This window comes from Cupriavidus sp. SZY C1, from assembly GCF_032190535.1.
GTDB classification, from domain to species: domain Bacteria; phylum Pseudomonadota; class Gammaproteobacteria; order Burkholderiales; family Burkholderiaceae; genus Cupriavidus; species Cupriavidus pauculus_C.
This window is the reverse complement of sequence record NZ_JAUANU010000003.1, coordinates 337,000-359,833: the sequence shown is the minus strand read 5'-3', so window position 1 is coordinate 359,833 and position 22,834 is coordinate 337,000. Positions and strand designations below refer to the sequence as shown.

22 protein-coding genes are annotated in these 22,834 nt (G+C 66.8%); 10 read left to right on the top strand and 12 right to left on the bottom strand.

All coding sequences use genetic code 11. The features are described 5' to 3' along the window. Positions 1-22: 22 nt before the first annotated feature. The 4 genes from QTN24_RS07945 to QTN24_RS07930 are packed head-to-tail and all read left to right on the top strand — an operon-like array spanning position 23 to position 4,166. Positions 23-223: a hypothetical protein gene (locus tag QTN24_RS07945; RefSeq protein ID WP_313836263.1), complete on the top strand. Its 201-nt coding sequence runs from the start codon at positions 23-25 to the stop codon at positions 221-223. A gap of 5 nt (positions 224-228) precedes the next feature. Next, the gene (locus tag QTN24_RS07940) at positions 229-777 is read left to right on the top strand and encodes a 2Fe-2S iron-sulfur cluster-binding protein (protein ID WP_313836261.1); all 549 of its coding nucleotides are present in this window, start codon (positions 229-231) and stop codon (positions 775-777) included. A 3-nt stretch (positions 778-780) separates the two neighbouring features. Then, on the top strand, positions 781-1,875 hold the full coding sequence (locus QTN24_RS07935) for a xanthine dehydrogenase family protein subunit M (protein WP_313836260.1): 1,095 nt from the start codon (positions 781-783) through the stop codon (positions 1,873-1,875). Then, a complete protein-coding gene (locus QTN24_RS07930; protein ID WP_409558989.1) occupies positions 1,872-4,166 on the top strand; it encodes a xanthine dehydrogenase family protein molybdopterin-binding subunit in 2,295 nt (764 codons plus the stop codon). The genes QTN24_RS07935 and QTN24_RS07930 overlap by 4 nt, the downstream gene beginning before the upstream one ends. Positions 4,167-4,170: 4 nt before the next feature. On the opposite strand, the gene QTN24_RS07925 is transcribed toward QTN24_RS07930, so the two are convergent. Beyond that, positions 4,171-4,626 carry a DUF1801 domain-containing protein gene (locus QTN24_RS07925; RefSeq protein WP_124686784.1) on the bottom strand — a complete coding sequence of 152 codons (456 nt, stop codon included), beginning with the start codon at positions 4,624-4,626 and terminating at the stop codon, positions 4,171-4,173. A 150-nt stretch (positions 4,627-4,776) separates the two neighbouring features. Here QTN24_RS07925 and QTN24_RS07920 point away from each other — a divergent pair, with 150 nt between their 5' ends. Both QTN24_RS07920 and QTN24_RS07915 read left to right on the top strand, forming a co-directional pair. Further along, positions 4,777-5,664 carry a LysR substrate-binding domain-containing protein gene (locus QTN24_RS07920; protein ID WP_313836258.1) on the top strand — a complete coding sequence of 296 codons (888 nt, stop codon included), beginning with the start codon at positions 4,777-4,779 and terminating at the stop codon, positions 5,662-5,664. A gap of 40 nt (positions 5,665-5,704) precedes the next feature. Then, entirely contained in the window at positions 5,705-6,823 is a 1,119-nt protein-coding gene (locus QTN24_RS07915) for a nitronate monooxygenase (protein ID WP_313836256.1), read from the top strand. 13 nt (positions 6,824-6,836) lie between these two features. On the opposite strand, the gene QTN24_RS07910 is transcribed toward QTN24_RS07915, so the two are convergent. Then, on the bottom strand, positions 6,837-7,736 hold the full coding sequence (locus tag QTN24_RS07910; protein WP_124686542.1) for a LysR family transcriptional regulator: 900 nt from the start codon (positions 7,734-7,736) through the stop codon (positions 6,837-6,839). A gap of 163 nt (positions 7,737-7,899) precedes the next feature. On the opposite strand from QTN24_RS07910, the gene QTN24_RS07905 reads away from it, so the two are divergent. After that, positions 7,900-8,661, top strand: a complete 762-nt coding sequence (locus tag QTN24_RS07905) for an SDR family oxidoreductase (RefSeq protein ID WP_313836252.1) — start codon at positions 7,900-7,902, stop codon at positions 8,659-8,661. 15 nt (positions 8,662-8,676) lie between these two features. Here the strand turns inward: QTN24_RS07905 and QTN24_RS07900 are convergent, their stop codons facing one another. The 9 genes from QTN24_RS07900 to QTN24_RS07860 all read right to left on the bottom strand — a co-directional run bounded on the left by QTN24_RS07900 (position 8,677) and on the right by QTN24_RS07860 (position 18,451). After that, a complete protein-coding gene (locus tag QTN24_RS07900; RefSeq protein ID WP_313836242.1) occupies positions 8,677-10,083 on the bottom strand; it encodes a hypothetical protein in 1,407 nt (468 codons plus the stop codon). Continuing rightward, on the bottom strand, positions 10,080-10,337 hold the full coding sequence (locus QTN24_RS07895; RefSeq protein WP_313836233.1) for a PAAR domain-containing protein: 258 nt from the start codon (positions 10,335-10,337) through the stop codon (positions 10,080-10,082). The genes QTN24_RS07900 and QTN24_RS07895 overlap by 4 nt, the downstream gene beginning before the upstream one ends. Continuing rightward, positions 10,334-11,041 carry a hypothetical protein gene (locus QTN24_RS07890; protein ID WP_313836230.1) on the bottom strand — a complete coding sequence of 236 codons (708 nt, stop codon included), beginning with the start codon at positions 11,039-11,041 and terminating at the stop codon, positions 10,334-10,336. The genes QTN24_RS07895 and QTN24_RS07890 overlap by 4 nt, the downstream gene beginning before the upstream one ends. A 10-nt stretch (positions 11,042-11,051) precedes the next feature. Beyond that, on the bottom strand, positions 11,052-11,771 hold the full coding sequence (locus QTN24_RS07885) for a hypothetical protein (protein ID WP_313836228.1): 720 nt from the start codon (positions 11,769-11,771) through the stop codon (positions 11,052-11,054). 10 nt (positions 11,772-11,781) lie between these two features. Continuing rightward, positions 11,782-12,477, bottom strand: coding sequence for a hypothetical protein (locus QTN24_RS07880; RefSeq protein WP_313836226.1), 696 nt, complete (start codon positions 12,475-12,477; stop codon positions 11,782-11,784). A 10-nt stretch (positions 12,478-12,487) separates the two neighbouring features. Then, the gene (locus tag QTN24_RS07875; protein WP_313836224.1) at positions 12,488-13,114 is read right to left on the bottom strand and encodes a hypothetical protein; all 627 of its coding nucleotides are present in this window, start codon (positions 13,112-13,114) and stop codon (positions 12,488-12,490) included. 83 nt (positions 13,115-13,197) lie between these two features. Further along, positions 13,198-15,138 (bottom strand): DUF3274 domain-containing protein, encoded by a 1,941-nt coding sequence (locus tag QTN24_RS07870; RefSeq protein ID WP_313836222.1) that lies wholly within the window; start codon positions 15,136-15,138, stop codon positions 13,198-13,200. Position 15,139: 1 nt separating this feature from the next. After that, positions 15,140-17,638: a type VI secretion system tip protein VgrG gene (locus QTN24_RS07865; RefSeq protein ID WP_313836386.1), complete on the bottom strand. Its 2,499-nt coding sequence runs from the start codon at positions 17,636-17,638 to the stop codon at positions 15,140-15,142. A gap of 210 nt (positions 17,639-17,848) precedes the next feature. Next, a complete protein-coding gene (locus QTN24_RS07860; protein ID WP_313836220.1) occupies positions 17,849-18,451 on the bottom strand; it encodes a BON domain-containing protein in 603 nt (200 codons plus the stop codon). Between the two features lie 215 nt (positions 18,452-18,666). On the opposite strand from QTN24_RS07860, the gene QTN24_RS07855 reads away from it, so the two are divergent. After that, the gene (locus tag QTN24_RS07855) at positions 18,667-19,593 is read left to right on the top strand and encodes a LysR family transcriptional regulator (RefSeq protein ID WP_124686534.1); all 927 of its coding nucleotides are present in this window, start codon (positions 18,667-18,669) and stop codon (positions 19,591-19,593) included. Positions 19,594-19,611: 18 nt separating this feature from the next. On the opposite strand, the gene QTN24_RS07850 is transcribed toward QTN24_RS07855, so the two are convergent. After that, positions 19,612-20,532: a dihydrodipicolinate synthase family protein gene (locus QTN24_RS07850; RefSeq protein WP_313836217.1), complete on the bottom strand. Its 921-nt coding sequence runs from the start codon at positions 20,530-20,532 to the stop codon at positions 19,612-19,614. A gap of 267 nt (positions 20,533-20,799) precedes the next feature. On the opposite strand from QTN24_RS07850, the gene QTN24_RS07845 reads away from it, so the two are divergent. Both QTN24_RS07845 and QTN24_RS07840 read left to right on the top strand, forming a co-directional pair. Continuing rightward, a complete protein-coding gene (locus tag QTN24_RS07845) occupies positions 20,800-21,765 on the top strand; it encodes a tripartite tricarboxylate transporter substrate binding protein (RefSeq protein WP_313836215.1) in 966 nt (321 codons plus the stop codon). Positions 21,766-21,785: 20 nt separating this feature from the next. Beyond that, the gene (locus QTN24_RS07840) at positions 21,786-22,811 is read left to right on the top strand and encodes a 4-hydroxythreonine-4-phosphate dehydrogenase PdxA (RefSeq protein WP_313836213.1); all 1,026 of its coding nucleotides are present in this window, start codon (positions 21,786-21,788) and stop codon (positions 22,809-22,811) included. The last annotated feature ends 23 nt before the right edge of the window (positions 22,812-22,834 follow it).

Here is a 22,834-nt window from a genome sequence, read left to right as displayed (position 1 = left end):
CAACGACCCCCAGGAGCCCGCCATGGCATCGCAGAGCAACTCCGGCGCCCCCACGCCGCCCGCCGCTGACCCGTCCGCGAAGCCGCGCGACCCCGCCGACAAGGCCCCCGCCGACGCCGGCAAGGCGGCCCCGACGCCCAACGAGATCATGCGCGAGGACCAGTCTCCGCGCGACGAGCAGGGCAACCGCCCGCAGAGCGACAAGCCGGACATTTCGGGCTGACGACGATGGATGCCCCCATCCACCTCCCCGACAGCGTCCAGGCGCCCCAGCGGCGCCGGACCCACCTGCGCATCAACGGGCAGGACTACCGGCTCGACCTGCCCGTCTGGACCACGCTGCTCGACCTGCTGCGCGACCAGCTGGACCTGACCGGCACCAAGAAAGGCTGCGACCACGGCCAGTGCGGCGCCTGCACCGTGATTGTCGATGGCCGGCGCATCAATAGCTGCCTGGCGCTGGCCGTGGCATACGACGACGCAGACATCACGACCATCGAGGGCGTGGCCGACCTGCATCCCGGCCCCGACCTGCACCCCGTCCAGCGCGCGTTCATGGCCTGCGACGCGTTCCAGTGCGGCTATTGCACGCCCGGGCAGATCTGCTCGGCCGTGGCGCTGCAGGGTGAGACGCCCCCGCGCAACCGCGCCGAAATCCGCGAGCGGATGAGCGGCAACCTGTGCCGCTGCGGCGCCTATCCGCAGATCGTGGAGGCCGTGGCGCAGGCGCTGGGCGTGGACGCGCCGCCCCAGTCCACCCCACCCGCAGAGGGATAAGCCATGCACCCGTTTCGCTATATCCGCGTGGAATCCGTGCCCGAGGCGCTGGCGGTCATCGCCGGGCAGCTCGGCAATGACCCGGACGGCGCCGACCCGGCCGCCCTGCCGCGCCTGTTCGCGGGCGGCACGAACCTGCTGGACCTGATGAAGGAAAACGTGATGCGCCCCGGCGCGCTGGTCGATATCGGCCGGCTGCCGCTCGACGAGATCGAGTTGTGGGACGACGGCACGCTGCACCTGGGCGCGATGGCGCGCAATGCGGACACGGCCGAGCATCCGCTGGTGCGCGAGCGGTTTCCGCTGCTGCGCGCGGCCATCCTGGCCGGCGCCTCGGGCCAGATCCGCAACGTTGCCACCAACGGCGGCAACCTCCTGCAGCGCACGCGCTGCTATTACTTCTACGACGCGGGCGTGCCGTGCAACAAGCGCGACCCCGGCAGCGGCTGTCCGGCCGCGCACGGGCTGGCGCGCCAGCACGCCATCCTGGGCGCCAGCGAGGCGTGCATCGCCACGCATCCGTCCGACATGTGCGTGGCGCTGGCGGCGCTGGACGCCGTGGTCCATGTGGAATCGGTGCGCGGGCCGCGCGAGATTCCATTCCAGGACTTTCACCGGCTGCCCGGCGACCATCCCGAGCACGACACCACGCTGGCGCCCGACGAACTGATTACCCATATCAGCGTGCCGCCCAACGCGTTCGCGGGCCACAGTACCTACCTGAAGGTGCGCGAGCGAGCGTCCTATGCATTCGCGCTGGTGTCGGTGGCGGCGGCGCTGGCGCTTGAGCCCGACCAGACCATCCGCGACGCGCGGCTGGCGCTGGGCGGCGTGGCGCACAAGCCCTGGCGCGACCGGGACGCCGAAGCGATGCTGGCCGGGCGCCCGGCCACGGCCGAGACGTTTGCCGACGTGGCCGCCTTCGTGCTGCGCGACGCCCGCGCCTGGGGCGGTCCCGCCTTGCCGGAAAGCACGCCCGGCAACGCGTTCAAGATTCCGCTGGCACACCGCGCCATCGTGCGGGCCCTGGAAATGGCCGCGGCCGGCGTGCTCACCAACACCGGGCAGGACGCCTGCCGCGAGGAGGGCTGGCAATGAGCGAAACCACGCTGCCGCTGCTGGAAGCCGACCAGCAGCCGATGGCCCCCGGCAACGCCGGCCCGGCCGGCATCGGCACCCCGCTGCCGCGCATCGACGGCCTGGCCAAGGTCACCGGTACGGCCCGCTACGCGGCCGAGCACCAGTCGCCCGACCTCTGCTACGGCGTGGCGGTCAACAGCACGATCGCGCGCGGCCGGATTGCGCGGATCGACACCGACGCGGCCCGCGCCTTTCCCGGCGTGCTGGACGTACTGACGCACGACCATCGCCCGTCGATGCGGTCGATGCGCTTCTTCTACAAGGACATGACCGCTCCGGCCGGCAAGCCATTCCGGCCGCTGCACGACGACGAGATCCACTACAGCGGCCAGCCCGTGGCGCTGGTGGTGGCTACGTCGTTCGAGGCCGCCCGACACGCGGCCACACTGGTGCGCGTGGAATACGCGCCGGCGCCCCACGAGACCAACCTGCTGGCCCGGCGCGACGCCGCGCACGAGCCCAGCCCGCTGAAGGTGGGCTTTTCCAAGCCGCCCAAGCCCAAGGGCAATCCCGACGCGGCGTTCGCGGGCGCCGAGGTCAAGGTCGACGCCCAGTTCTACGCCGGCGTGGAGCACCACAATCCGATGGAGATGCACGCCAGCACCGTGATCCGGGACAGCCGCGGCCATCTGCTCATCTATGACAAGACGCAGGGCTCGCAGAATTCGCGCTGGATGGTGTCCCGCGTGTTCGGTCTGCCCGGCCGCAAGGTCACGGTGCGCAACCCGTTTGTCGGCGGCGCGTTCGGGTCCGGGCTGCGGCCGCAGTACCAGTTGCTGCTGGCCGTGATGGCGTCGCTGCACCTGAAGCGGTCCGTCCGCGTGGTGCTGACGCGCCAGCAGATGTTCACGTTCGGCCATCGGCCGGAGACCTGGCAGCGCGTACGGCTGGGCGCCACGCGCGACGGCCGGCTCACGTCGATCATCCACGAGGCCATCGCCGAGACGTCGCGGCAGGAAGACTACGTCGAAGTGGTGGTCAACTGGTCCGGACAGCTCTACGCCTGCGACAACATCCGCTACGTGTACACGCTGGTGGCGCTGGACCAGTACACGCCGATGGACATGCGCGCGCCCGGCGCCGCGCATGGCGTACACGCGATCGAAGTGGCCATGGACGAGTTGTCGTACGCGGCCGGCATCGATCCGCTGGAACTGCGCCGCATCAACTACGCCACGCGCGACGGCAACCAGGGGCTGCCGTTCTCGACGAAGCAGCTGATGGACTGCTACGAGCAGGGGGCGCGCGCGTTCGGCTGGGATCAGCGGCCGATGGCGCCGCGCGCGATGCGCGACGGTAGCGAACTGGTCGGCTGGGGCATGGCGACGGGCACCTGGGACGCGCTGCAGATGGCCGCCCGCGCCAGCGCCACACTGCTGGCCGATGGCCGGCTGGAAATCACCTGCGCGGCCAGCGACATCGGCACCGGCACCTATACCGCCATCAGCCAGATTGCCGCCGATGCGATGGGCATCGCCGTGGAACGGGTGATCTTCCGGCTGGGCGACTCGGACCTGCCGTTCGCGCCGATCGAGGGCGGGTCGTCGCATATCGCCACGGTGGGCTCGGCCGTCGACGGCGCCTGCGAGAAGCTGCGCCGCCAGCTCTGGCGGCTGGCCCGCACGGTCAAGGGGCGCGGCTTCGAGCAGTGTGCGTTCGACGACGTCGAGTTCGCCGACGGCGCCATGCGGCTGCGGCAGCGGCCCGACACCAGCATCCCGCTCGATTCGCTGCTGCTGGCGTGCGGCAAGACCCAGCTTGGCGTGCGGCACCTGCTGCTGCCCGACGTGCGCAAGCAGAAGCAGACCGTGCGGGCGGTGCATTCGGCCGTGTTCTGCGAGGTGCGCGTGGACGAGGCGCTGGGCGCGGTGCGCGTGACGCGCGTGGTCAGCGCCGTGGCGGCCGGCCGGATCGTGAATCCGTTGACGGCCCGCAGCCAGATATCGGGCGGCGTGGTCTGGGGCATCAGCCAGGCGCTGTTCGAGGAAACGCTGAGCGACCACCGCCTGGGCCGCTTCATGAATCACAATTTCGCCGAATATCATATTGCCGCCAATGCCGACATCCGCGACATCGACGTCATCTTCGTCGAGGAAGACGACCGGATCGTCAGCCGGATTGGCGCCAAGGGCGTGGGCGAGATCGGCATCGTCGGCGTGGCGGCGGCCATCAGCAACGCGATCTACCACGCCACCGGCAAGCGGCTGCGCACCACGCCGATGACGCCGGACAAGCTTGTCGCCGGCTGAAGCCCTAGGCGCGGGCCCTGGCCTTGGCGGCCGGGGCCGGCTTCGGGCGCGCCTTGGCTGTCGTACGGGCCTTGACCGTGGCCTGGTTGGCGGCCACGGCCGCGCGGATCAGGGCCTTGAGTGCCGGGCGGTCGATCCGGCCGCCTTCAGGGAAGTCGATCGCCCGGCGCACGTTGCCTTCCAGGCTGGCATTGAACAGGCCCTTGGGATCGGGCAGCGACGCGCCTTTCGGGAAGGTCATCTTGACGGCGGCCTTGTAGACCTCGCCCGTGCACAGGATGCCGTCGTGCGACCACACCGGCACGCTCCACTTCCATTCCTCGACGACATCGGGGTCGGCCTCGCGGACCAGCGCCCGCAGTTGCGCCAGCAGCTCGCCGCGCCAGTCGCCCAGCTCGGCAATCCTGGCGTCGATCAGCTCGGCTGCCGGAATGCCATCGGCCGCTGCGTCTTTTTTCATCATTTGTCTCCCGTTCTGGTGTTCCTGACACATCACTATAGGACACGTGCCGCCCTGCCCGTCGGGGTTGACAATCGATTCTCCAAACACAATACTTCGATCAACTTTAATCCCTATTCGAGAACGACACCCTGGTGCCGTCGATACAGCGTGGAACTGGCCGAACTCGAAATCTTCCGGGCCGTGGCGCGTGAGCAGAGCGTCACGCGCGCGGCCAAGGCGCTGGAACGCGTGCAATCCAACGTCACCACCCGCGTCAAGCAGCTTGAGGAAAGCCTGGGCGTGACGCTGTTCCAGCGCGCGAACCGGCAGATGATCCTGACGCCGGCCGGGCAGCGGCTGCTGGGCTACGCCGACCAGTTGCTGGCGCTGGCCGAGGAAGCGCGCCAGTCCATGCGCGCGGACGCCCCGAGCGGCCGGCTGCGCGTGGGATCGATGGAAAGCACGGCGGCCACGCTGCTGCCGGGGCCGCTGGGCCGCTTCCATGCCGCGTGGCCCGACGTCGACGTGGAACTGACCACCGGTACGTCGCAGGCGCTGGCCGACGCGGTGCTGGAACGGCGGCTCGATTGCGCGGTGGTGGCGCACCCGGGCGCCGGCGCCCACAAGGACATCGACCTGGCGGAACTGGGCGACGGCCTGGACGGCACGTTTCTCAAGACCGAGGAACTGGTGCTGGTGCTGCCGGCCACCCATCCCAAGGTGCGCCGCCCCGAGGACGTGACGCTGCGGCAGCTGGCCGCCTTTGCCCGGGGCTGCACCTATCGGCGCTGTGCCGAAGACTGGCTCGAACAGGCCGGCGACGGCGTGCGCCGCCGCCTGACCGTCATCGAACTGCCCTCCTATCACGCGATCCTGGCCCAGGTGACGGCCGGGTCGGCGGTCGCGATCGTGCCGCGGTCCCTGCTGGCGATGCACGACGGCGCCGCCGCGTGGCAGACCGTGCCCGTGCGCAAGGTCCACACGTTCCTGATCCAGCGGGCCGGCTTTACCACGTCGGCCTTCGAAGCATTCCAGCAGGCGCTGCGCCGTAGCTAGCGCCCTGCCCTATTTCGTCCGTTTTCCAAGGATTCTCGCCATGAACACCGCCTTCCCGCAGCACACTTCCCACCCTCTGCTGGCCCGTCTGGGCCTCCGGCTGCCGATCATCCAGGCGCCGATGGCCGGCGTCAGCACGGCCGCCATGGCGGCGGCGGTATCCGAGGCCGGCGGCTTGGGCTCGCTGGGCGTCGGCGCCATGGACGCCGAAGGCGCGCGCCAGGTCATCCGCGAGACGCGCGCGCTGACCGCCCGCCCGTTCAATATCAACCTGTTCTGCCACGCGCCGGCCCAGCCCGACGCCGAGCGCGAGTCTGGCTGGCTGGCCTACCTGGCGTCCGCGTTTGCCGAGTTCGGCGCCACGCCGCCCGCCAACCTGCGCGAGATCTACAAGAGCTTCGTGGTCGACGACGAGATGTACCAGATGCTGCTGGAAGAGAAGCCGGCCGTGGTCAGCTTCCATTTCGGGCTGCCGCCGCAGGATCGCATCGATGCGCTGCGCGCCGCCGGCATCGTGCTGCTGGCCAGCGCCACGTCGCTGCAGGAAGCGCGGCTGATCGAGGCGGCCGGCATCGACGCCGTGGTGGCCCAGGGCATCGAGGCCGGCGGGCACCGTGGGGTATTCGACACCGCCGCCGAGGACGAAGGGCTGGGCACGTTTGCGCTGGTGCGCCTGCTGGTGGCGCGCACACGGCTGCCTGTGATCGCCGCTGGCGGCATCATGGACGGCGCGGGGATCGCGGCGGCGCTGGCGCTGGGCGCCGTTGCCGCGCAACTGGGCACGGCGTTCGTGGCCACCGACGAATCGGCCGCCGACGCGGCCTACCGCAGCGCGCTGACGGCGACCGAAACCCGCCCGACCACGCTGACGCGCGCCATCTCCGGGCGCGCCACACGCGGCTTCACCAGCCATTTCACCCGGCTGGGCACTGCCGCCGGCGCGCCTGCGATTCCAGACTACCCGGTCACCTACGACGCCGGCAAGGCGCTGCACGCGGCAGCCAAGGCCAAGGGCGTCAGCGACTACGCGGCGCAATGGGCCGGCCAGGCCGTGCCGCTGGCGCGCGCGATGCCGGCCGGCGAGATGGTCTTCGTGCTGGAACAGGAACTGAAGACCGCGCTCGACCAACTGGCCGGGCTGCGGGCCACGCTGGCCTGAACCGGGGCAGGCTTCAGGCCAGCAACGGGCTGCGGGCAAACTCGCCGGCCGCCCAGTCCAGGAACGCCCGCACGCGCGGCGAAAGCTGCCGCGAGCGGGGATAGAGCAGCGACACGGGCTGGGACGGCGGCGGCGTGTCGCGCAGGATTTCGACCAGCGAGCCGCGCCGAAGCTGGTCGATCACGTGAAAGCGCGGCACCTGGGCCATCCCGAGCCCGAGTTCGATGCCGGTGAGATAGCTCTCCGTGCCGGTCACTGCGAGCGGGCACGGCAGCGACACGGTCTTCAGGTCATCACCGACGGTGAATTCCAGCGGCGTGACGTTGCCGGTGCTCATCTGGCGGATGGCGACCATGCGGTGGCCGTCCAGCGCGTCAAAGCTGGCCGGGGTGCCGAACCGCGCCAGATAGGCGGGTGTGGCGCAGGTCAGCCGGTCCAGCATCGCCACCTGCCGCGCCACCAGTTCGCTGTCGGGCAGCCGCCCGTAGCGCAGCACGCAGTCGACGCCTTCCTGCACAAGGTCCACCCACCGGTCCCCTTCGCTCATCGTGATCTGCAACTGCGGGTAGCGCGCCAGGAAATCGGGAAAGCCGGGCATCAGGAAATGGCGCGCCAGCGTGCCCTGCACCTCGATCCGCAGCATCCCGCGCGGCTCGGCCCCGCTGAAGCCGCCCTCGGCGTCCTCGATATCGTCCAGGATGCGCAGGCAGCGGCGGTAATACGCTTCGCCGTCCAGCGTCGGGCGGACCACGCGGGTGGTGCGCTGGAGCAGCCGAACCCCTAGCCGTTTCTCCAGATCGGCAATGACCTTGGTCACCGTCGACCGGGGCACGTCCATGTCGCCGGCAGCCAGCGTGAAGCTGCGGCGCTCCACCACGCGGGTATAGAGCCGCATCGCATCGAATCGGTCCAATTTGGCCTCTCTATGACGCATACGCCATATTTAACGGCGTACTGTTTCCCTGGAAGAACAAGTGATGGCAATTCTAGGCCGATTATCCAGTGCCGACTATCGCCGATAGTGCAGTCACACCGCGCCGACGCGGTTCGACCAACGATCCACCCTGGAGCCCGACATGACCACTTTCCCGTCCACTTCCGCCCAGACTGGCCAGCGCGTTGCCATCGTCACGGGCGCCTCGCGCGGCATCGGCGCCGCCATCGCCCGCCGGCTGGGCGCCGATGGGTTTACCGTCGTCGTCAACTATGCCGGCAGTGCCAACGACGCCGAGGCCGTCGCCGCCGACATCGAGGCCGCCGGTGGCCGCGCGCTGACCCACCAGGCCGACGTCGGCGACGCCGCCGCCGTCGCGCGCATGTTTGCCGCCGCCGAAGCCGCGTTTGGCGGGGTGGACGTGCTGGTCAACAACGCCGGCATCATGAAACTGGCGACCGTGGCGGAAAGCGACGACGCCCTGTTTGACAGCATCATGCGCATCAACGTCAAGGGCAGCTTCAACACGATGCGCGAAGCCGCCCGCCGGCTGCGCGACGGCGGCCGGATCATCAACCTGTCGTCGAGCCTGGTGGGACTGCTGATGCCGACCTACGGCGTCTACGCGGCGTCCAAGGCGGCCGTCGAAGCCATGACCCACGTGCTGATGAAGGAAGTGCGCGGCCGCAATATCACCGTGAACGCCGTGGCTCCCGGCCCGACCGCCACCGAGCTGTTCCTCGACGGCAAATCGCCGGAACTGATCGACAAGATGGCAAAAATGGCACCGCTGGAACGCCTGGGCAAGCCGGAGGACATCGCCAATGCCGTGGCCTTCCTGGCCGGCGCGGACGGGTCGTGGATCAACGGCCAGACACTGCGGGCCAACGGCGGAATTATCTGAGACGCGGGCGGTGGGTCAGCGGCCGTCGACCTGATCGAACGCCGTGGAGGTCTGCCGCTGGTGGACGATGCTCATCCCCAACTGCGCGGCTATCAGGCCGAGCCAGATCAGCGGATAGGCCCACACGGGCAGGACGGCGTCGCGGGCATCGTCCTTCCCGGGCAGATCGAGACAGAGCAGCAGCGCCGTGAAGCCTGCCGCGCCCATCGTCCAGAACAGCGACAGCGGCAGCGGGCCGTAGTCGGTCGGGCGAACGGCCGCTACCGGCGCCGGGCCGACCACATTGAGCGCCACACCCGCGCTGCAGGGCGTAGCCACCAGTTGCGCGCCCTGCCCGTGCCCGATCATGCTGGCCGCCAGCGCCTGGGCCAGCCAGGCATACGCTGGACCTGGGCGGCCGAGCGCGCGGTCGATGTCGTGGCTGGCGACGGTCAGCGCCGAGTCCCCGACAGCGGTCGTGACCGCATGCCGCAGCCCCTTGCTGAGGTCCGTGTACCAGAATTGCTTGATCCGCTTGGCCGGCACCTGCCCGGCATCGACCAGCTTCGCCAGCGCCGCCTCGACGCCATCCGCCTCGGCGGTGATGGCGCGGCACAGGTTGCCCTGCGACCTAATCGGCGGTCGGGCGCCCGCCAGCGTTTGCGGCGCCGCCAGCAGCACGGCGACGGCGATTTCGGAAATCTCCGGCGCCTCCTGCCCATCGTGCAACTGACACGCCAGCACGAGCCGCGACCCGGCCAGCGGCGGCGCGGCGCCCCACAGGGTATCCATGCACGCCGCCTTGCTGCCCGGCGTCCACCTCGCCGACACGCGGTCCGGCACCCCGAGCTGGCGCATCAGGCGTAGCAATTCCTTTAGATCTCCTTCGTCGGCGGTCTGCAGGACGATGTCGAGGGGCCCCAACCGGACCAATCGTGTCAAGACGGGCAACAGCGGCGACAGCAAGGATTCGAGCGCACAGGCCATGCGGGAGCTGCCCGCGGGCGCATCGAGGTCGAGCGCCAGCACCTTGTCGGGATTGACCGGCGGCGCCCCTTCGAGCCCCAGCAGCCGCTCGGCCAGATCGTTCTCGGGCGTCAGCACCACGCTGTCGACAATCGCCACATGGCCGCGCGCCCAGTTCAACCAGTAATAGGCGCGCCATTGCCGCCGCACGTTCCAGAGCCACGCACTGTCCGCCGGTAATTCATAGCCGGCGTAAAGGCATGCACCCAGCAGCGCCGTGCATATCGTCAATGGTACATACAGCGCCTGATAAACGAACGCGTTGGACCACACCGTCTCGCCTTTCGGCCATCCGGCAAAAACAACCAGCACACCAACCGCTTCAAATACGACCAGCACCGCCAGCAACAACCAGACCGACGGCGCCCGCGGCTCCTGACGCGCCGGAATTTCTTCCATTTCCCAACCCGAACTCATGCGAACCTGGCTCCAGACGGCGCGGTCAGCACGATACTGCCGCATTGCGATCGACACCCATGCACCACCAGCCGTCGCCCCTGCTCGCTATACCCCTCGCCGCCCTCGACAATAGGATTATCTCCATGCGCGGGACAGGACACGATATCCCCCACCAGCGCCACGCGCCGGCCGCCAATGACAAAGGTCGACGATGCGGTTTTCACAACACCTTGATGGCTGGTGGCATCGCCTAGCAGCACGGGATCTTTCATGGGGTAGGTTTCGGGAAATTGGACGGGCGGATGGAGTCGTCGCAGGAAATGTATTCCTGGCCGGAGGGGGTGTGGAGGCCTTTCAGATAATCAGGACGTTGAGATGCGAGAAACCGGTCACCCTCAACGCCGGGGGGAAAGGGCTTACGAAGGTCGATTCCTGGCACAAGGGGATATTGCTGGACACGATAATTGTCGATACTTTTGCTGGATTTTTCCGCTATGTATATCCGGTCACTCGTTGCCACGACGATGTATTGCGCAGAATCCAAAAACGGCTTCCACGTATTTCTGATGTAATAACCACCACTCCGAAATGACCGCCCCTCGTCTGTGGAGTATATAAATGCAATATTGCACCCGCGGTCGGGACAGGAGCGTCGAGGTGGTTCAGAGGACGGAATCACGATATTCCTGCCAGTCGGATCGGCGTTGATAAGCCTTCCCTGGTAGTTTTCGACGCTATCGGTCCCTAGCTTGGTACGGATGCCTTGTCGGACATCGTTGTAGTACGTGGTGCCATGACGGCAGTCGCGATAGTTCTCCAAGGTGATAAACCGGTGGTCGTCAATGCGATAGATGACCTGCGGGGGGACATCAAAACTCGACACTTCGTCGGAACGATTCGACGACGGATTTGCGCAGCCGGTGGTGAGGAAGGCTGCGATGGCGAAAACGCCCAGAATGGGGCGATATGCAATCAATCGGCTCTCCTCACTTGCTCGCATTGGCCGGACGAATCGAGTCGTCGCAGCTGACATATTCCTGGCCGGAGGGGGTGCGGAGGCCGTCGAGGTAGTTGGGGCGCCGCGATGCGGAAAACGTCTCGCCTCTGACTGTCGTCTTGACTTCGGGTCGCGGCGGTTCGCCATGACGGTACGGGCGAAGGTCAATGCCGGGAGCCAAAGGATACTGGACGACATAATAGTCGTCTGATCCCCATTTTCTAGCAATGTAGATTCGGTCGGTAGTGGCCGCGACGATATAGTTCGCAGAATCCAAAAACGGCTTCCACGTATTTCTGATGTAATAATCACCACTCCGAAATGACCGCCCCTCGTCTGTGGAGTATATGAATGCAATATTGCACCCGCGGTCGGGACAGGAGCGTCGAGGTGGTTCAGAGGACGGAATCACGATATTCCTACCCGTCGGATCGGCGTTGATAAGCCTTCCCTGGTAGTTTTCGACGCTATCGGTTCCTAGCTTGGTACGAATGCCTTGCCGGACATCGTTATAGTACGTGGTGCCATGACGGCAGTCGCGATAGTTCTCCAAGGTGATAAACCGGTGGTCGTCAATGCGGTAGATGACCTGCGGGGGGACATCAAAACTCGACACTTCGTCCGAACGATTCGATGACGGATTTGCGCAGCCCGTGGTGAGGAAGGCTGCCATGGCGAGAACGCCCAGAATGTGGCGATATGCAATCAATCGGCTCTCCTTACACATTGGCCGGACGAATCGAGTCGTCGCAGCTGACATATTCCTGGCCGGAGGGGGTGCGGAGGCCGTTTAGGTAGTTGGGACGATCCAGGCTTGAGAAGCTGGCTCCCCGAACGCCAGGCGGATAGGGCTGCCGCAAATCGATACCCGGAACTAATGGATACTGCCTTACATAAAAATCATTGGGGGCCGAAGTGACCCGACGTGCGATATAAATGCGGTCGCTGCTCGCCGCTACAGTGTAATTCTCTGAATCTTTAAAAGGGCTGATCGAGTTCCGCAGGTAGTAGCCGCCACTAAGAAAGGTTCTGCCGGCATCTGTCGAATAAATGAAAGCTATATTGCAACCCTTGTCTGGACATGCCGCATTGGGAGGATAAGACGACGGAATGACGATGTTCTGTCCTGTCGGGTCTGCGTTGATGAGCCGCCCTCTATAGCTGGCTATGCCGCCGCCTCTACCGAACTTGGTACGAATGCCCTGACGTGTGTCGTTGTAGTATGTTGTGCCGAAGTAACAGTGCTTGTAGTCCTCAAGGGAGACGAAACGATGATCGTCGATGCGATAGATAACCTGCGGGGGGACATCAAAACTCGACACTTCGTCCGAACGATTCGATGACGGTTTTGCGCAGCCGGTGGTGAGGAAGGCTGCGATGGCGAAAACGCCCAGAATGTGGCGATATGCAATCAATCGGCTCTCCTCACTTGCTCACATTGGCCGGACGAATCGAGTCGTCGCAGCTGACATATTCCTGGCCAGAGGGGGTGCGGAGACCGTCCAGGTAGTTGGGACGCTGCGATGCGGAAAACCTCTCACCTCGGACTGTCGTCTTGACTTCGGGTCGCGGCGGTTCGCCAGGACGGTACGGGCGAAGGTCAATGCCGGGAGCCAATGGATACTGGGTGACGTAGTAGTCATCCGTTCTCCATTTTCTAGCAATGTAGATTCGGTCCGTGGTGGCCGCGACGATATATCTCTTTGACTCATCATAAGGTCGGCGCACATTACGCATGTAATATCCACCACTCAAGAACGAACGCCCACCGTCAGTCGAATAGACAAAGGCAACATTGCAGCCTTTGTCCGGGCATGAGATCCTCGGTGGCTCCGATGAGGGGATAACGATATTCCGACCCGTTGAATCAGCATTGATCAGCCGTCCTTGGTAATTTTCGATGCTTTCGTCGCCCAGCCGGGTACGAATACCTTGCTGAGTGTCGTTGTAATACGCCGTTCCATGACGACAGTCTCGATAGTTTTCCAGCGTGATAAAACGATGGTCGTCGATTCGGTAAATAACCTGCGGCGGCACGTCGAAATGCTGCACCTTTTCTGGGATACGAGTTGGCGGGTATGCACATCCCGACAGAACCAGCGCAGCGGTGACCCCCTGAATAACTCGCTGCCTCATTATGCCCCTCTGAATTTGTCGTTGTGAGCCTTGGCCGCTATCGCATCAGCGACCGCTTCCCCGTCTATGTAGGCGCTTGGCATATCAGGCCGAAGTAATATTCCATTGGTAAAATACGCATCGGTCATCTGAGTCCAATCCGCTTCGAGCATGAGCTCACACCAAAACCGGCGGTCTTCAAATGACTCGCAGAAGCCGATTGGCAGGTCGTAAGCGGCTACCCGCGACATGAAGTTCACATCTAACGGCAGCGTACTGTGATCGGGAGGCTCGGCCTTGACGGTGCTCAACCGCTCACGCGCTTCGTCATCCGTCTCTTTGGTTCGGATGCGTTGATTTCCGCTGTAGATGTCTTCACCCCGATCCTTGTAAAGCTCGCCCTCATAGACGGAACGCAGGTACGGGTATTCCTTCAAGTAGTACTCGCCGTTGTCTGGCCGAATCGCGCCCATTTCTCTTGCTTCATCCACAGACTCATCAAAGGCGCTAAGTTCCGCCGGCGTCAGCGGTCGCGGCACTGCCTCGGCATTGATGCGGACCGTTTGATGTGTGGACGGCACGGTCCACAGCTTGATGCCATTGAATAGCGGCCCGCGATTGCCATCCCAGAATTCCTTGGGAGACTTTGGATCGGCCAGTTCACCGCCCTTCATGTCGGGCAGCGTGCCGAAGCGCTTGATACCGGGCGCATCTCCGCAAGGGGTGAGCCGGGCCAGCATCCGCTGCTTGACCGTTTCGCCCAGTTCCTCCAGCAGCCGGCTGCTGACACCCTGCCAGCCGATACTCTCCAAAGCGGACATGCCCATCACCCGATCGTGCGGACTGAAATAAGCGTACAACCGCCCATGGTTATCCCGTTCGGCGAGTTCCGGAGTCAGTTGGGCATCGGGGCGCCAAGGCTTGCCGTCCGGGGTCTTGCCAACCTGGAGCAGCCCTTTGAGGCGGTCATCTAGCATGCGCCTGTCGGTGCGGATGCGATTTGCGATATTTCGGAAGGTCTTTTCACGCGCCGCTGCCGTCGGGCGGTCATTGCCGCTTGTGGCGAAATCCGTGATCTTGTCGTCGAGGGCAAACGGCGAATTCATCAGGAACAGCGCGTCTGGCGCCCGGGTGCTGCACAGTGCCGCAGCCGCCATGGCGATCATGGTGCCCTGGCTATGCGACATGACGGTAATCGTGTCGTGCGGATATCGGGTGCGTATCTTGTCGATCAGATTGGCCAGCCGTTGAGCGGCGTGGGGGTAATAGTCTCGCGCCGGCGCGTCCTGCAGTTGGCGCTCCGGCTCGGTATTCAGCAGTTGGAGATTGACGACGCCGAACAGGTGGCGGCTGAAACCTTTGCCACTCCACATCTGTTGCAGGTTGTTGGTGCCATTTTGGAACGGCCCGCCGCCCCAGAACCACGGTCCCTGGTCATCTTTCGAGCGCTTGGCGAAATCCACTCCGCTGATGTTTCGAAGTGGCACTTTGTACTTCCCTTGCGCTGCGACGGCTTCTGGTTCACGGTAGCCCCAGAAAAAACGAATCACCGGGGACCTGCCTGGGTTGCGGGAGTCGTACCGGCGTTCGTGCATACGGTGAGGCGCCTCTACCTCCCGATCGATATAGCTATTCTCTTCGAGCCGAAATTCGCTCCCTCCCAGCCCCAACCTCTCATTCAACCCCTCACACAACGCCTTCTCGGCCGCGTCATACCACTCCCCCTCCGAATTCACCCCGTGCACAAAAATAATCACGCCGGGCAGATGCGGGGGGATCTGGGCTTCGGCCCGGACACCAAAACTGTCGGGGGTCATGTACGACTCCCAGTACGGGTTGCCGTGGGCGTCCCGCTGGGTCGGTACGACGCGGGTGGCTTCCTTGGGTCGAGCCTGCTGCGGCGACGCCTTGGCCTGGGGAGCCGCAGCGTCCATCGTTGTTTCGCCAGTTTGATCGGCCATGTCAGAGCTTCAGTTTGACGCGCAGCAGTTGCATGCCCTGTGCGACGTCCTTGGTGAGCAGCGAGGTTTCGCCATCTTCGTTGGTGACGCCCTCGGTGATTTCGCCGTTGGCGAGCCGGATCCGATAGGCGCGATCGGGCCGCGGTTGGCCGGTCACGACGTCGGTCAGCACGAACCGTTCGTTGTTGACGGTGTCGGTCTGGGCGAACGTCGGGCGTGGCAGCGAAAGCGAGCCGGGGCCTGACTTCTGGATCTCGATCATCTTCAGGATGAGATGCCCGGCCCCGCCGATTTCCACGTTGTCGCCTTGCACCTTGATATAGGCGCTGCCCCCGCCGCTCAGGACGATGCCGTTTCGGGCGTTGGCGATCAGCGACCCGCTGGCGCTGGTCAGTTGCAAGTTCTTCTCGGCCACCAGTTCCATGGCGTCGGACTGCGCCTGGATCAGCACCTTGCCCCGCGCGGCGAACAGCTTGATGCCCAGCTTGTGGGCGAACAGCGACAGTGCGTCGCCGGCGGCGATGGCGACGCTGCGCAGGGCGTTGACGTGGAAGGCCGCGCCCGTCTTGATGCCGACGTCGTTGCCCGCCGACAGGGCGATGCGCTGCGGCGTGGCCGCCGCGATGCCGGCCGGTGCGGACAGCGCCAGGACGGCCTGCTTCAGATCGGTGACGCTGTCCTTGAGCCACTGGTTCTCGGCCCTCAGGTCGGCCACCTCGGCGACGGCGGCCCGGGCCGCTTCGGCCAGCCCCTCGGCGCCAGCCATTGACAGCTCCAGTTGCCGCATGGCGCCAGCCGTGTCGGTCTGCTGGCCGATGGCATTGGCCTGCCTGTCCGCGGTGACCAGCAAGCCACCGCCCGCGCGCACGACGCCGTGGCGGTCGGTGCGGAGTTCGAAGCCTTCGCCGCGCTTCTTGCGATGGCTATCGACCAGGTGTCCGAGGTTCAACTGCGTCTTGCCGCCGTAGTCGGTGGACAGCTTGACGCCCTCCTCGCCCTCCCAGTCCTCGAACCGCAGCTTGTTGTTGCTCTGCGTGCGGATGACGTTGCGCGACAGCCAGCGGTCGTGGCAGGTCACCAGGTCCTCGTGCTGGCTGTGGTGAAGCGCGTGGGCGATATAGGGCTTGTTGGGATCGCCGTCGCGGAACGCGATGGCGACCTCGGTGCCGTCGATCAGCGGGAAATGGAAGCCGGTCTGGCGCGCCCCGGCGAACGGCTTGGCCAGCCGCAGCGGCACGCTTTCGCTGCCCCTGGGCCAGGCGTCGAAATCGAGGTCGAACCGCACCACATAGAGACCCTGCTGCGTCAGGTAGGCGTACTTGTAGTCGCCCGGCGACGTCACCCGCGCGCTCAGCGTGCCGGCGATGCGCGGCCACCGGCTGTCATCGACCGGCAGGCGGAAGCGCCGGTCCGCCGGTATCGCCTTGTACGTGTTGCTATAGGCGCGGTCCCGGGCGCCGGTGTGGATGACCTCGGTAACCACCTGCCCGTTCGGCGCGTCGGGCAGCGACAGGTCCATGCGCAGCACGCGGGCCGGCCGAAGTTCCAGGATGTTGCTCCGGCCCTCGTAGACGATCTGCCCGGCCAGTGCCGCCTCGTGACGCAACTGCGCGGCCCAGCGGGCGCCGGCCATGTCGAGGTGGTGCGTGCCGTAGACGTAGGGCTGTCCGTAGTTGCCGGTTTCCTTGCGGGCGACGTTCGCCTCGGCCTTCAGGCGCTCGTAGGATTGGTCCGGGTTGTAGTCAGCCGTCAGGAACGATTCGGGCACGGTCCGGACATCGGTCCGGATCTCGGAGACCGACTCCACGCCGGACTCCAGCCCCGCCGTTTCCTGGTACGGCACGCGCAAGGCCGGCTGGTAGATGTAGTGGTCGATGTCGTCGGAGAACTGCAGCACATCACCGAACGCCGTGCCGAACCGGCCGGGCAGGAAGTAGCAGTACAACCCCTCCTGCTCCATCAGCAGCCGGATGTAGTCCCAGTCGGACATCTGGTACTGGAGCCGGAACCGGTGCTCCGGATACTGGCGGCGGGTCTTGAAGGCGAACTGGTGGCCTTCCAGCCCGTGCCGGCGCAGGATGGCCTCGATGATCTGCGGCGCCGTCTGGTGCTGGTAGACACGGCTGGCCTTTGTCAGCGCCAGCAGCGCGACCTTCGGCTGCACCACCATCTCGTACGCGCAGAAGTCGCGGCTTTGTCCCGTCTTTGAAAACTGGACGATGCAGCCCGAGAACCGCCTGGACTCGGTGCCATCGGCCGGGGCGATCGAGAACGTCGCGTCCTTGCGCAGGTACTCCAGCCGCGCCAGCTCGGCCGCGTGGGTCAGCCGTATGGTGACGCGATACGGTTCGCCCAGCCGCTCGACGGCGTCGAAGGAGACCACGGACAGCCCACCAGCGCTTGGCGCCCCGGGTACTTCCAGGCGATATGCCTGACGCCCCACCAGGGCCTGACGCCGCCCCGCCGCGATATCGTTCTGTCCGTCCACCGTGCCCGCCATCGATTCGAATGGCGTCAGATTTTGATGGACGACTTGCGGCTCCACGTTGACGCAGGTCGGGTAACCCTGCAGTTCGCCATGAGACTTGCACGCCGCACGGCCTGCGCTGTCGCCGAAACGTTGCGGGCGTCAGAAACGCTTGGCGGTTAATGGCATTTTGAGAATCCGAAGCGGGGTCAGACATCGCCCCGCCCCTCGCCGTGTCCGCGTTCAGCCCACCCGAAGCTGGTTTTGGACGTCCTTCACGCCCATCACATGCCCGGCGATGTCCTCGATGCGGTGCTTTTCCCCGCGATCCCGGGCGCTGCCTTTCAGCGTGACGACGCCGGCCTCGACATCGACTTCGACCTCGCGCAGGTCCACCCGGCCGTCATGGGCCAGCCGCTCGCAGACATCGTCGCGGATGCGCTCGTCGGACCGGGTGTAGCCCTTCGGCCAGACCGGCTGCGAGCGCCGCTCGACCCGTTCGCCATATCCGCGTGACTGTTCGTGCGGCATGCCGGCCGGGCGTCCGCCGCTGCCCGGCCGATGGCGCAGCGCGCCGTCCTCGTGGCGGTCCTGCCAGTTCACGTCGGCGGCGCGGTGCCAGCTTGCGCGGCCGGGCGCCGAGCGCAGGCCGTCATCCTCAGAGATGCCATAGGCGGCGGGGTCGACGCGCGACTGTTCGTACACGCGCGTGTCGGCCTCGCGCCCGCGCGCCCAGGGCCGGGGATACGCCTCCGGGCCGCCAAAGTCCTCGGTCTGGTCATGGACGGCCCAGTCGCTACCGGCGTCGGACACACCGGGCTGGAACCAGCGATTGTGCTTCGTCATATCGGTCTCCCGTAGTGGTGGCGATGGGAAAGACACGATGCAAAATCCGTTCCGCGACGAAAAGCCCCCACAGCCAGCCTCCGCAGCAGTGCCTGCCCAGGCGCCCGCGTGTAGCCCGCCCCATCCGTTGGAAGATTTACCGCCACCCCGGCCGCCCGCGCCGGCACATTAGAATGATGCGCCGCCCGCCTCCGGGCCCAGCCCGCCCCCCGACCATGATTCCGTCCGTCTCCGCCCTGCACAACCGCCTGAAGATGCAGCACCTGCGCCTGCTGGTGGCCATCGAGGCGCGCGGATCGCTGCGGCAGGCGGCCGAGGCGCTGACGCTCTCGCAGCCCGCCGTCAGCAAGATGCTGCAGGACATGGAAGACCTGCTCGGCGTGGCCCTGTTCGAGCGCCACGCGCGCGGCCTGCGGGCAACGCGCTTTGGCCATGCCGCCACGCGCTACGCCAAGCTTGTGTTTGCCGACATGGCCGGCCTGCGCGATGAACTGGTGGCGCTGGCGTCCGGCAAGATCGGCCGCGTGCGCGTCGGCGCCGTCATGGCGCCGGCCCCGGGTCTGCTGGCCGATGCCATCCGCGACCTCAACCGCGACCATCCCCAGCTCGAAATCGCTGTCCAGGTCGATACCAGCGACGTGCTGATGCCGCTGCTGGAGCGCGACCAGCTCGACGTCGTGCTCGGCCGCGTGCCCGAAGGCTGGGACGCCGGCGGCGTCGATTTCGAGCAGTTGGGCGACGAGGGCCTGGCGATCGTGGTCGGCCCCCAGCACCCGCTGGCACGCAAGCGCCGCCTGGCGTTTGCCGAGCTGACGCGCTACCCGTGGATCATGCAGCCGCGCCCCAGCCCCATGCGCGCGCTGATCGACCGCTCGTTCGAGGACGCCGGCGTCGCCCCGCCCCCGTCGACCATCGAGACCGCCGCCGTGCTGATGACCACCTCGCTGCTGGCCGACAGCGAACTGGTGGCCGTGCTGCCCGAATCGGTGGCCGCGTACTACGCGCGGCTCGGCGCGCTGGCCGTGCTGCCGCTGCCGTTGCCGATCCAGCTCGGGCCGTACGGCATCGTCACGCGGCGCGGCCGGCCCGCCACGGCGTCGATGAGCCTGCTGATCGACGCCCTGCGCGCCCGCGCGGCCTAGCGCCTGGTTGCAACCCGCTCAGCGCCCCCAGCGCAGCACCAGCGGGTCCAGCCGCCGCGCCACCCGGAGCAGCCCCTCGCGCGTGGCCGGATGCATGGGCTGGAGCGGATGCCGCACCGCATCGCAGCGGATCACGCCGCCTTCCTGCATCAGCACCTTGGCCGTCGCCAGCCACCCCTGGCGGTTCTCGTAGTTGATCAGCGGCAGCCACTGCTGGTAGCGGGCAGCGGCGCCCTCGGCGTCGCCGGCCTGCCAGGCGTCCAGGATCTGGCGGATGCCGTCCGGATATCCCGCGCCGGTCATCGCGCCCGTAGCACCCGCTTCCAGGTCGGCCATCAGCGTGATGGCTTCCTCGCCGTCCCAGGGCCCGACAATCGCGTCGCCGCCCAGCGCAATCAGCTCGCGCAGCTTGGCCGCCGCCTGCGGCACCTCGATCTTGAAATAGGAAACGTTCGGCAGCGCCTGCGCCATGCGGGCCAGGAACGGCGCCGACAGCGTGGTGCCGCTGACCGGCGCGTCCTGGATCATGATCGGGATGTCGATGGCCGCCGAGACCGTCGCGAAGAAGTCGAAGATGGCCGGCTCGGGTACGCGGATCGTGGCACCGTGGTACGGCGGCATGACCATCACCATCGCGGCGCCGGCGTCCTGCGCGGCGCGGCTGCGCTCGGCGCAGATCCGCGAGCTGAAATGCGTCGTCGTGACGATCACCGGCACCCGCCCGGCCACGTGGTCCAGCACCGTGGTCATCAGCCGTGCCCGCTCGTCGTCGGTCAGCACGAACTGCTCGGAGAAGTTGGCCAGGATGCAGAGGCCGTCCGATCCGGCGTCGATCATGAAGTCGATGCAGCGGCGCTGGCCGTCCAGGTCCAGCCCGCCCTGGGCGTCGAAGATGGTCGGGGCCACGGGGAACACTCCGCGATACACGGGGGTCGTCATGCGCTGTCTCCTGGGTCTGATGTTGTGCCGCCCAATATACGGGCCGGCCCGCGCGCCGCCTAATGAAACCTGCCGATACCGTGATCGCCTGCGGTGATCGCTCGGCGCCCGGCCGGCGCCGCGCCAGCCGCCGCCCCGGCGCCCGCCCGCGTTAACCCGGATATCAGCACTGCTTATCGCCGCTTCAGAAATGCTCAGTTTTCGGCGCCCGCCGCGCTCCGTATAGTGGGTCTCACGCAGCGCAGACTGCGTGCCACGGAGACAGACATGAAGACTTGGATGGCCGGCGCACTGGCCGGCATCGTCGGGTTCGGCCTGGCAGCCCCCGCCGCCTCGGCGGATGACGCCCGCCCGGTACGCATGATGGTAGGCGCGGCCCCCGGCGGCGGCACGGACATCATGGCGCGCATCGTCGCGGACAAGCTGGCTGCGATCCTCAAGCAGCCGGTGGTGGTGGACAACCGCCCGGGCGCGTCGAACACCATCGCCGCGGACCTGACCGCCAAGGCGCCGCCCGACGGCAACACGCTGCTGATGGGCGTGTCGACGTCGCAGGCCATCGCGCCGCACCTGCTCAAGCTCCAGTTCAACCCGCTGAAGGACCTGGCGCCGGTGGCGCTGGTGGCACAGGTGCCCAACGTGCTGGTCGTCAACAACCAGTTGCCGGTGCAGGACGCGCGCTCGCTCGTGGCCCAGATCCAGGCCCATCCGGACAAGTACCGCTACAGCTCGTCCGGCGTCGGCAGCACGCAGCACCTGGCGGCGGCGGCCTTTGCGCACCAGATCCACGGCCGGATGCTGCACGTGCCGTACAAGAGCAGCGCCAGCGGGCTGGTCGACCTGATGGGCGGCCAGGTGGACATGAGCTTTGAGACCATGCCGTCGGTCATCAACCATATCAAGGCGGGCAAGCTGCGCGCGCTGGCGGTGACGTCTGACACGCGCTCGGCGCTGCTGCCGAACGTGCCGACGCTGAAGGAAGCCGGCGTGCCCGAGATCCAGGCCAACACCTGGTACGGCGTCTACGCCACCGGCGGCACGCCGCCCGCCACGCTGCAGAAGCTGGGCGCCGCCATGGCACAGGTCATGAAAGACCCCGACACGCTGCGCCGGCTGGGCGACGTTGGCGCGGTGCCCGGCACGATGGACGCCGCCCGCTTCGACGCCTTCTCGCGCAGCGAATACGCGCGCTACGGCAAGCTGATCGCCGAACTGGGCGTGAAGCTCGACTGACCCCAAACCCTATCCCGACCATGACGCCACGTCCCCGTATCGCAATGGTGCTCGGCGACCCCGCCGGCATCGGCCCTGAACTGATTGCCCGGCTGCTGGCCGACCCCGTGGCCGCGCAGGCCCGCATCCTGCTGATCGCCGACCGCGAGGAATGGCGCCGCGCCATGCAGGTGGCCGGCGTCTCGCTGACGCTGCCCGAAGTGGACCGGCCCGACTTCCAGGGCACCGAGCAGGGCCCGCGGCTCCATCACTGGGCGCTCGACGGCAACCCCGCCTATCCGCGCGGCGCCGCCAGCGCCGAGGGCGGCCGCTACTGCCTGGGCACGCTGCAGGTGGCGCTGAACCTGGCGCAGGCCGGCCAGGCCGACGCCATCCTGTTCGGCCCGCTCAACAAGAGTTCGATGCACGCGGCCGGCATGGGCCACAACGACGAGCTGCACTGGTTTGCCGAGCGGCTAGGCTACCGGGGCCCGTTCTGCGAGTTCAACGTGCTCGACGGGCTGTGGACGTCGCGCGTCACGTCGCACGTGGCCATCCGCGACGTGCCCGCGCTGATCACGCCGGAGCGCGTGCGCGACGCCATCGACCTGATCGACCACGCGCTGCGCCGGTCCGGCGTGGCCGCCCCGCGCATCGCCGTCTGCGGCCTGAACCCGCATAACGGCGACAACGGCGCCTTCGGCCGCGAGGAAATCGACGTGATCGGCCCGGCCGTGGCCGCCGCCCAGGCACGCGGCGTGGCCGCGCAGGGGCCCTTTCCGGCCGACACGATCTTCCTGAAGGTGCAGGGCGGGCCCGACGAACGCCAGTTCGACGCCATCGTCACGATGTACCACGACCAGGGCCAGATCGGCATCAAGCTGATGGGCTTCTCGCGCGGCGTGACTGTGCAGGGCGGGCTGCCCGTGCCAATCACCACGCCGGCGCACGGCACCGCGTTCGACATCGCGCAACAGGGCCGCGCCAACCCGGGCGCCACGCTGCAGGCGTTCCACCTGGCCTGCCAGATGGGCGCGCGCCGGCTGGCCGACGCCCGCGCCGCCTGACCCCGTCCCGCTCAAAGGAATCG

Bases quoted from the DNA above. Each gene is read 5' to 3' on its own strand.
- QTN24_RS07860 (WP_313836220.1), bottom strand. From the start codon at position 18,451: ATGACGAAGCACAATCGCTGGTTCCAGCCCGGTGTGTCCGACGCCGGT.
- QTN24_RS07945 (WP_313836263.1), top strand. From the start codon at position 23: ATGGCATCGCAGAGCAACTCCGGCGCCCCCACGCCGCCCGCCGCTGAC.
- QTN24_RS07925 (WP_124686784.1), bottom strand. From the start codon at position 4,626: ATGAAAAAAGACGCAGCGGCCGATGGCATTCCGGCAGCCGAGCTGATC.
- QTN24_RS07865 (WP_313836386.1), bottom strand. From the start codon at position 17,638: ATGGCGGGCACGGTGGACGGACAGAACGATATCGCGGCGGGGCGGCGT.
- QTN24_RS07855 (WP_124686534.1), top strand. From the start codon at position 18,667: ATGATTCCGTCCGTCTCCGCCCTGCACAACCGCCTGAAGATGCAGCAC.
- QTN24_RS07845 (WP_313836215.1), top strand. From the start codon at position 20,800: ATGAAGACTTGGATGGCCGGCGCACTGGCCGGCATCGTCGGGTTCGGC.
- QTN24_RS07915 (WP_313836256.1), top strand. From the start codon at position 5,705: ATGAACACCGCCTTCCCGCAGCACACTTCCCACCCTCTGCTGGCCCGT.
- QTN24_RS07905 (WP_313836252.1), top strand. From the start codon at position 7,900: ATGACCACTTTCCCGTCCACTTCCGCCCAGACTGGCCAGCGCGTTGCC.
- QTN24_RS07850 (WP_313836217.1), bottom strand. From the start codon at position 20,532: ATGACGACCCCCGTGTATCGCGGAGTGTTCCCCGTGGCCCCGACCATC.
- QTN24_RS07895 (WP_313836233.1), bottom strand. From the start codon at position 10,337: ATGAAAGATCCCGTGCTGCTAGGCGATGCCACCAGCCATCAAGGTGTT.
- QTN24_RS07930 (WP_409558989.1), top strand. From the start codon at position 1,872: ATGAGCGAAACCACGCTGCCGCTGCTGGAAGCCGACCAGCAGCCGATG.
- QTN24_RS07940 (WP_313836261.1), top strand. From the start codon at position 229: ATGGATGCCCCCATCCACCTCCCCGACAGCGTCCAGGCGCCCCAGCGG.
- QTN24_RS07840 (WP_313836213.1), top strand. From the start codon at position 21,786: ATGACGCCACGTCCCCGTATCGCAATGGTGCTCGGCGACCCCGCCGGC.
- QTN24_RS07935 (WP_313836260.1), top strand. From the start codon at position 781: ATGCACCCGTTTCGCTATATCCGCGTGGAATCCGTGCCCGAGGCGCTG.
- QTN24_RS07870 (WP_313836222.1), bottom strand. From the start codon at position 15,138: ATGGCCGATCAAACTGGCGAAACAACGATGGACGCTGCGGCTCCCCAG.
- QTN24_RS07900 (WP_313836242.1), bottom strand. From the start codon at position 10,083: ATGAGTTCGGGTTGGGAAATGGAAGAAATTCCGGCGCGTCAGGAGCCG.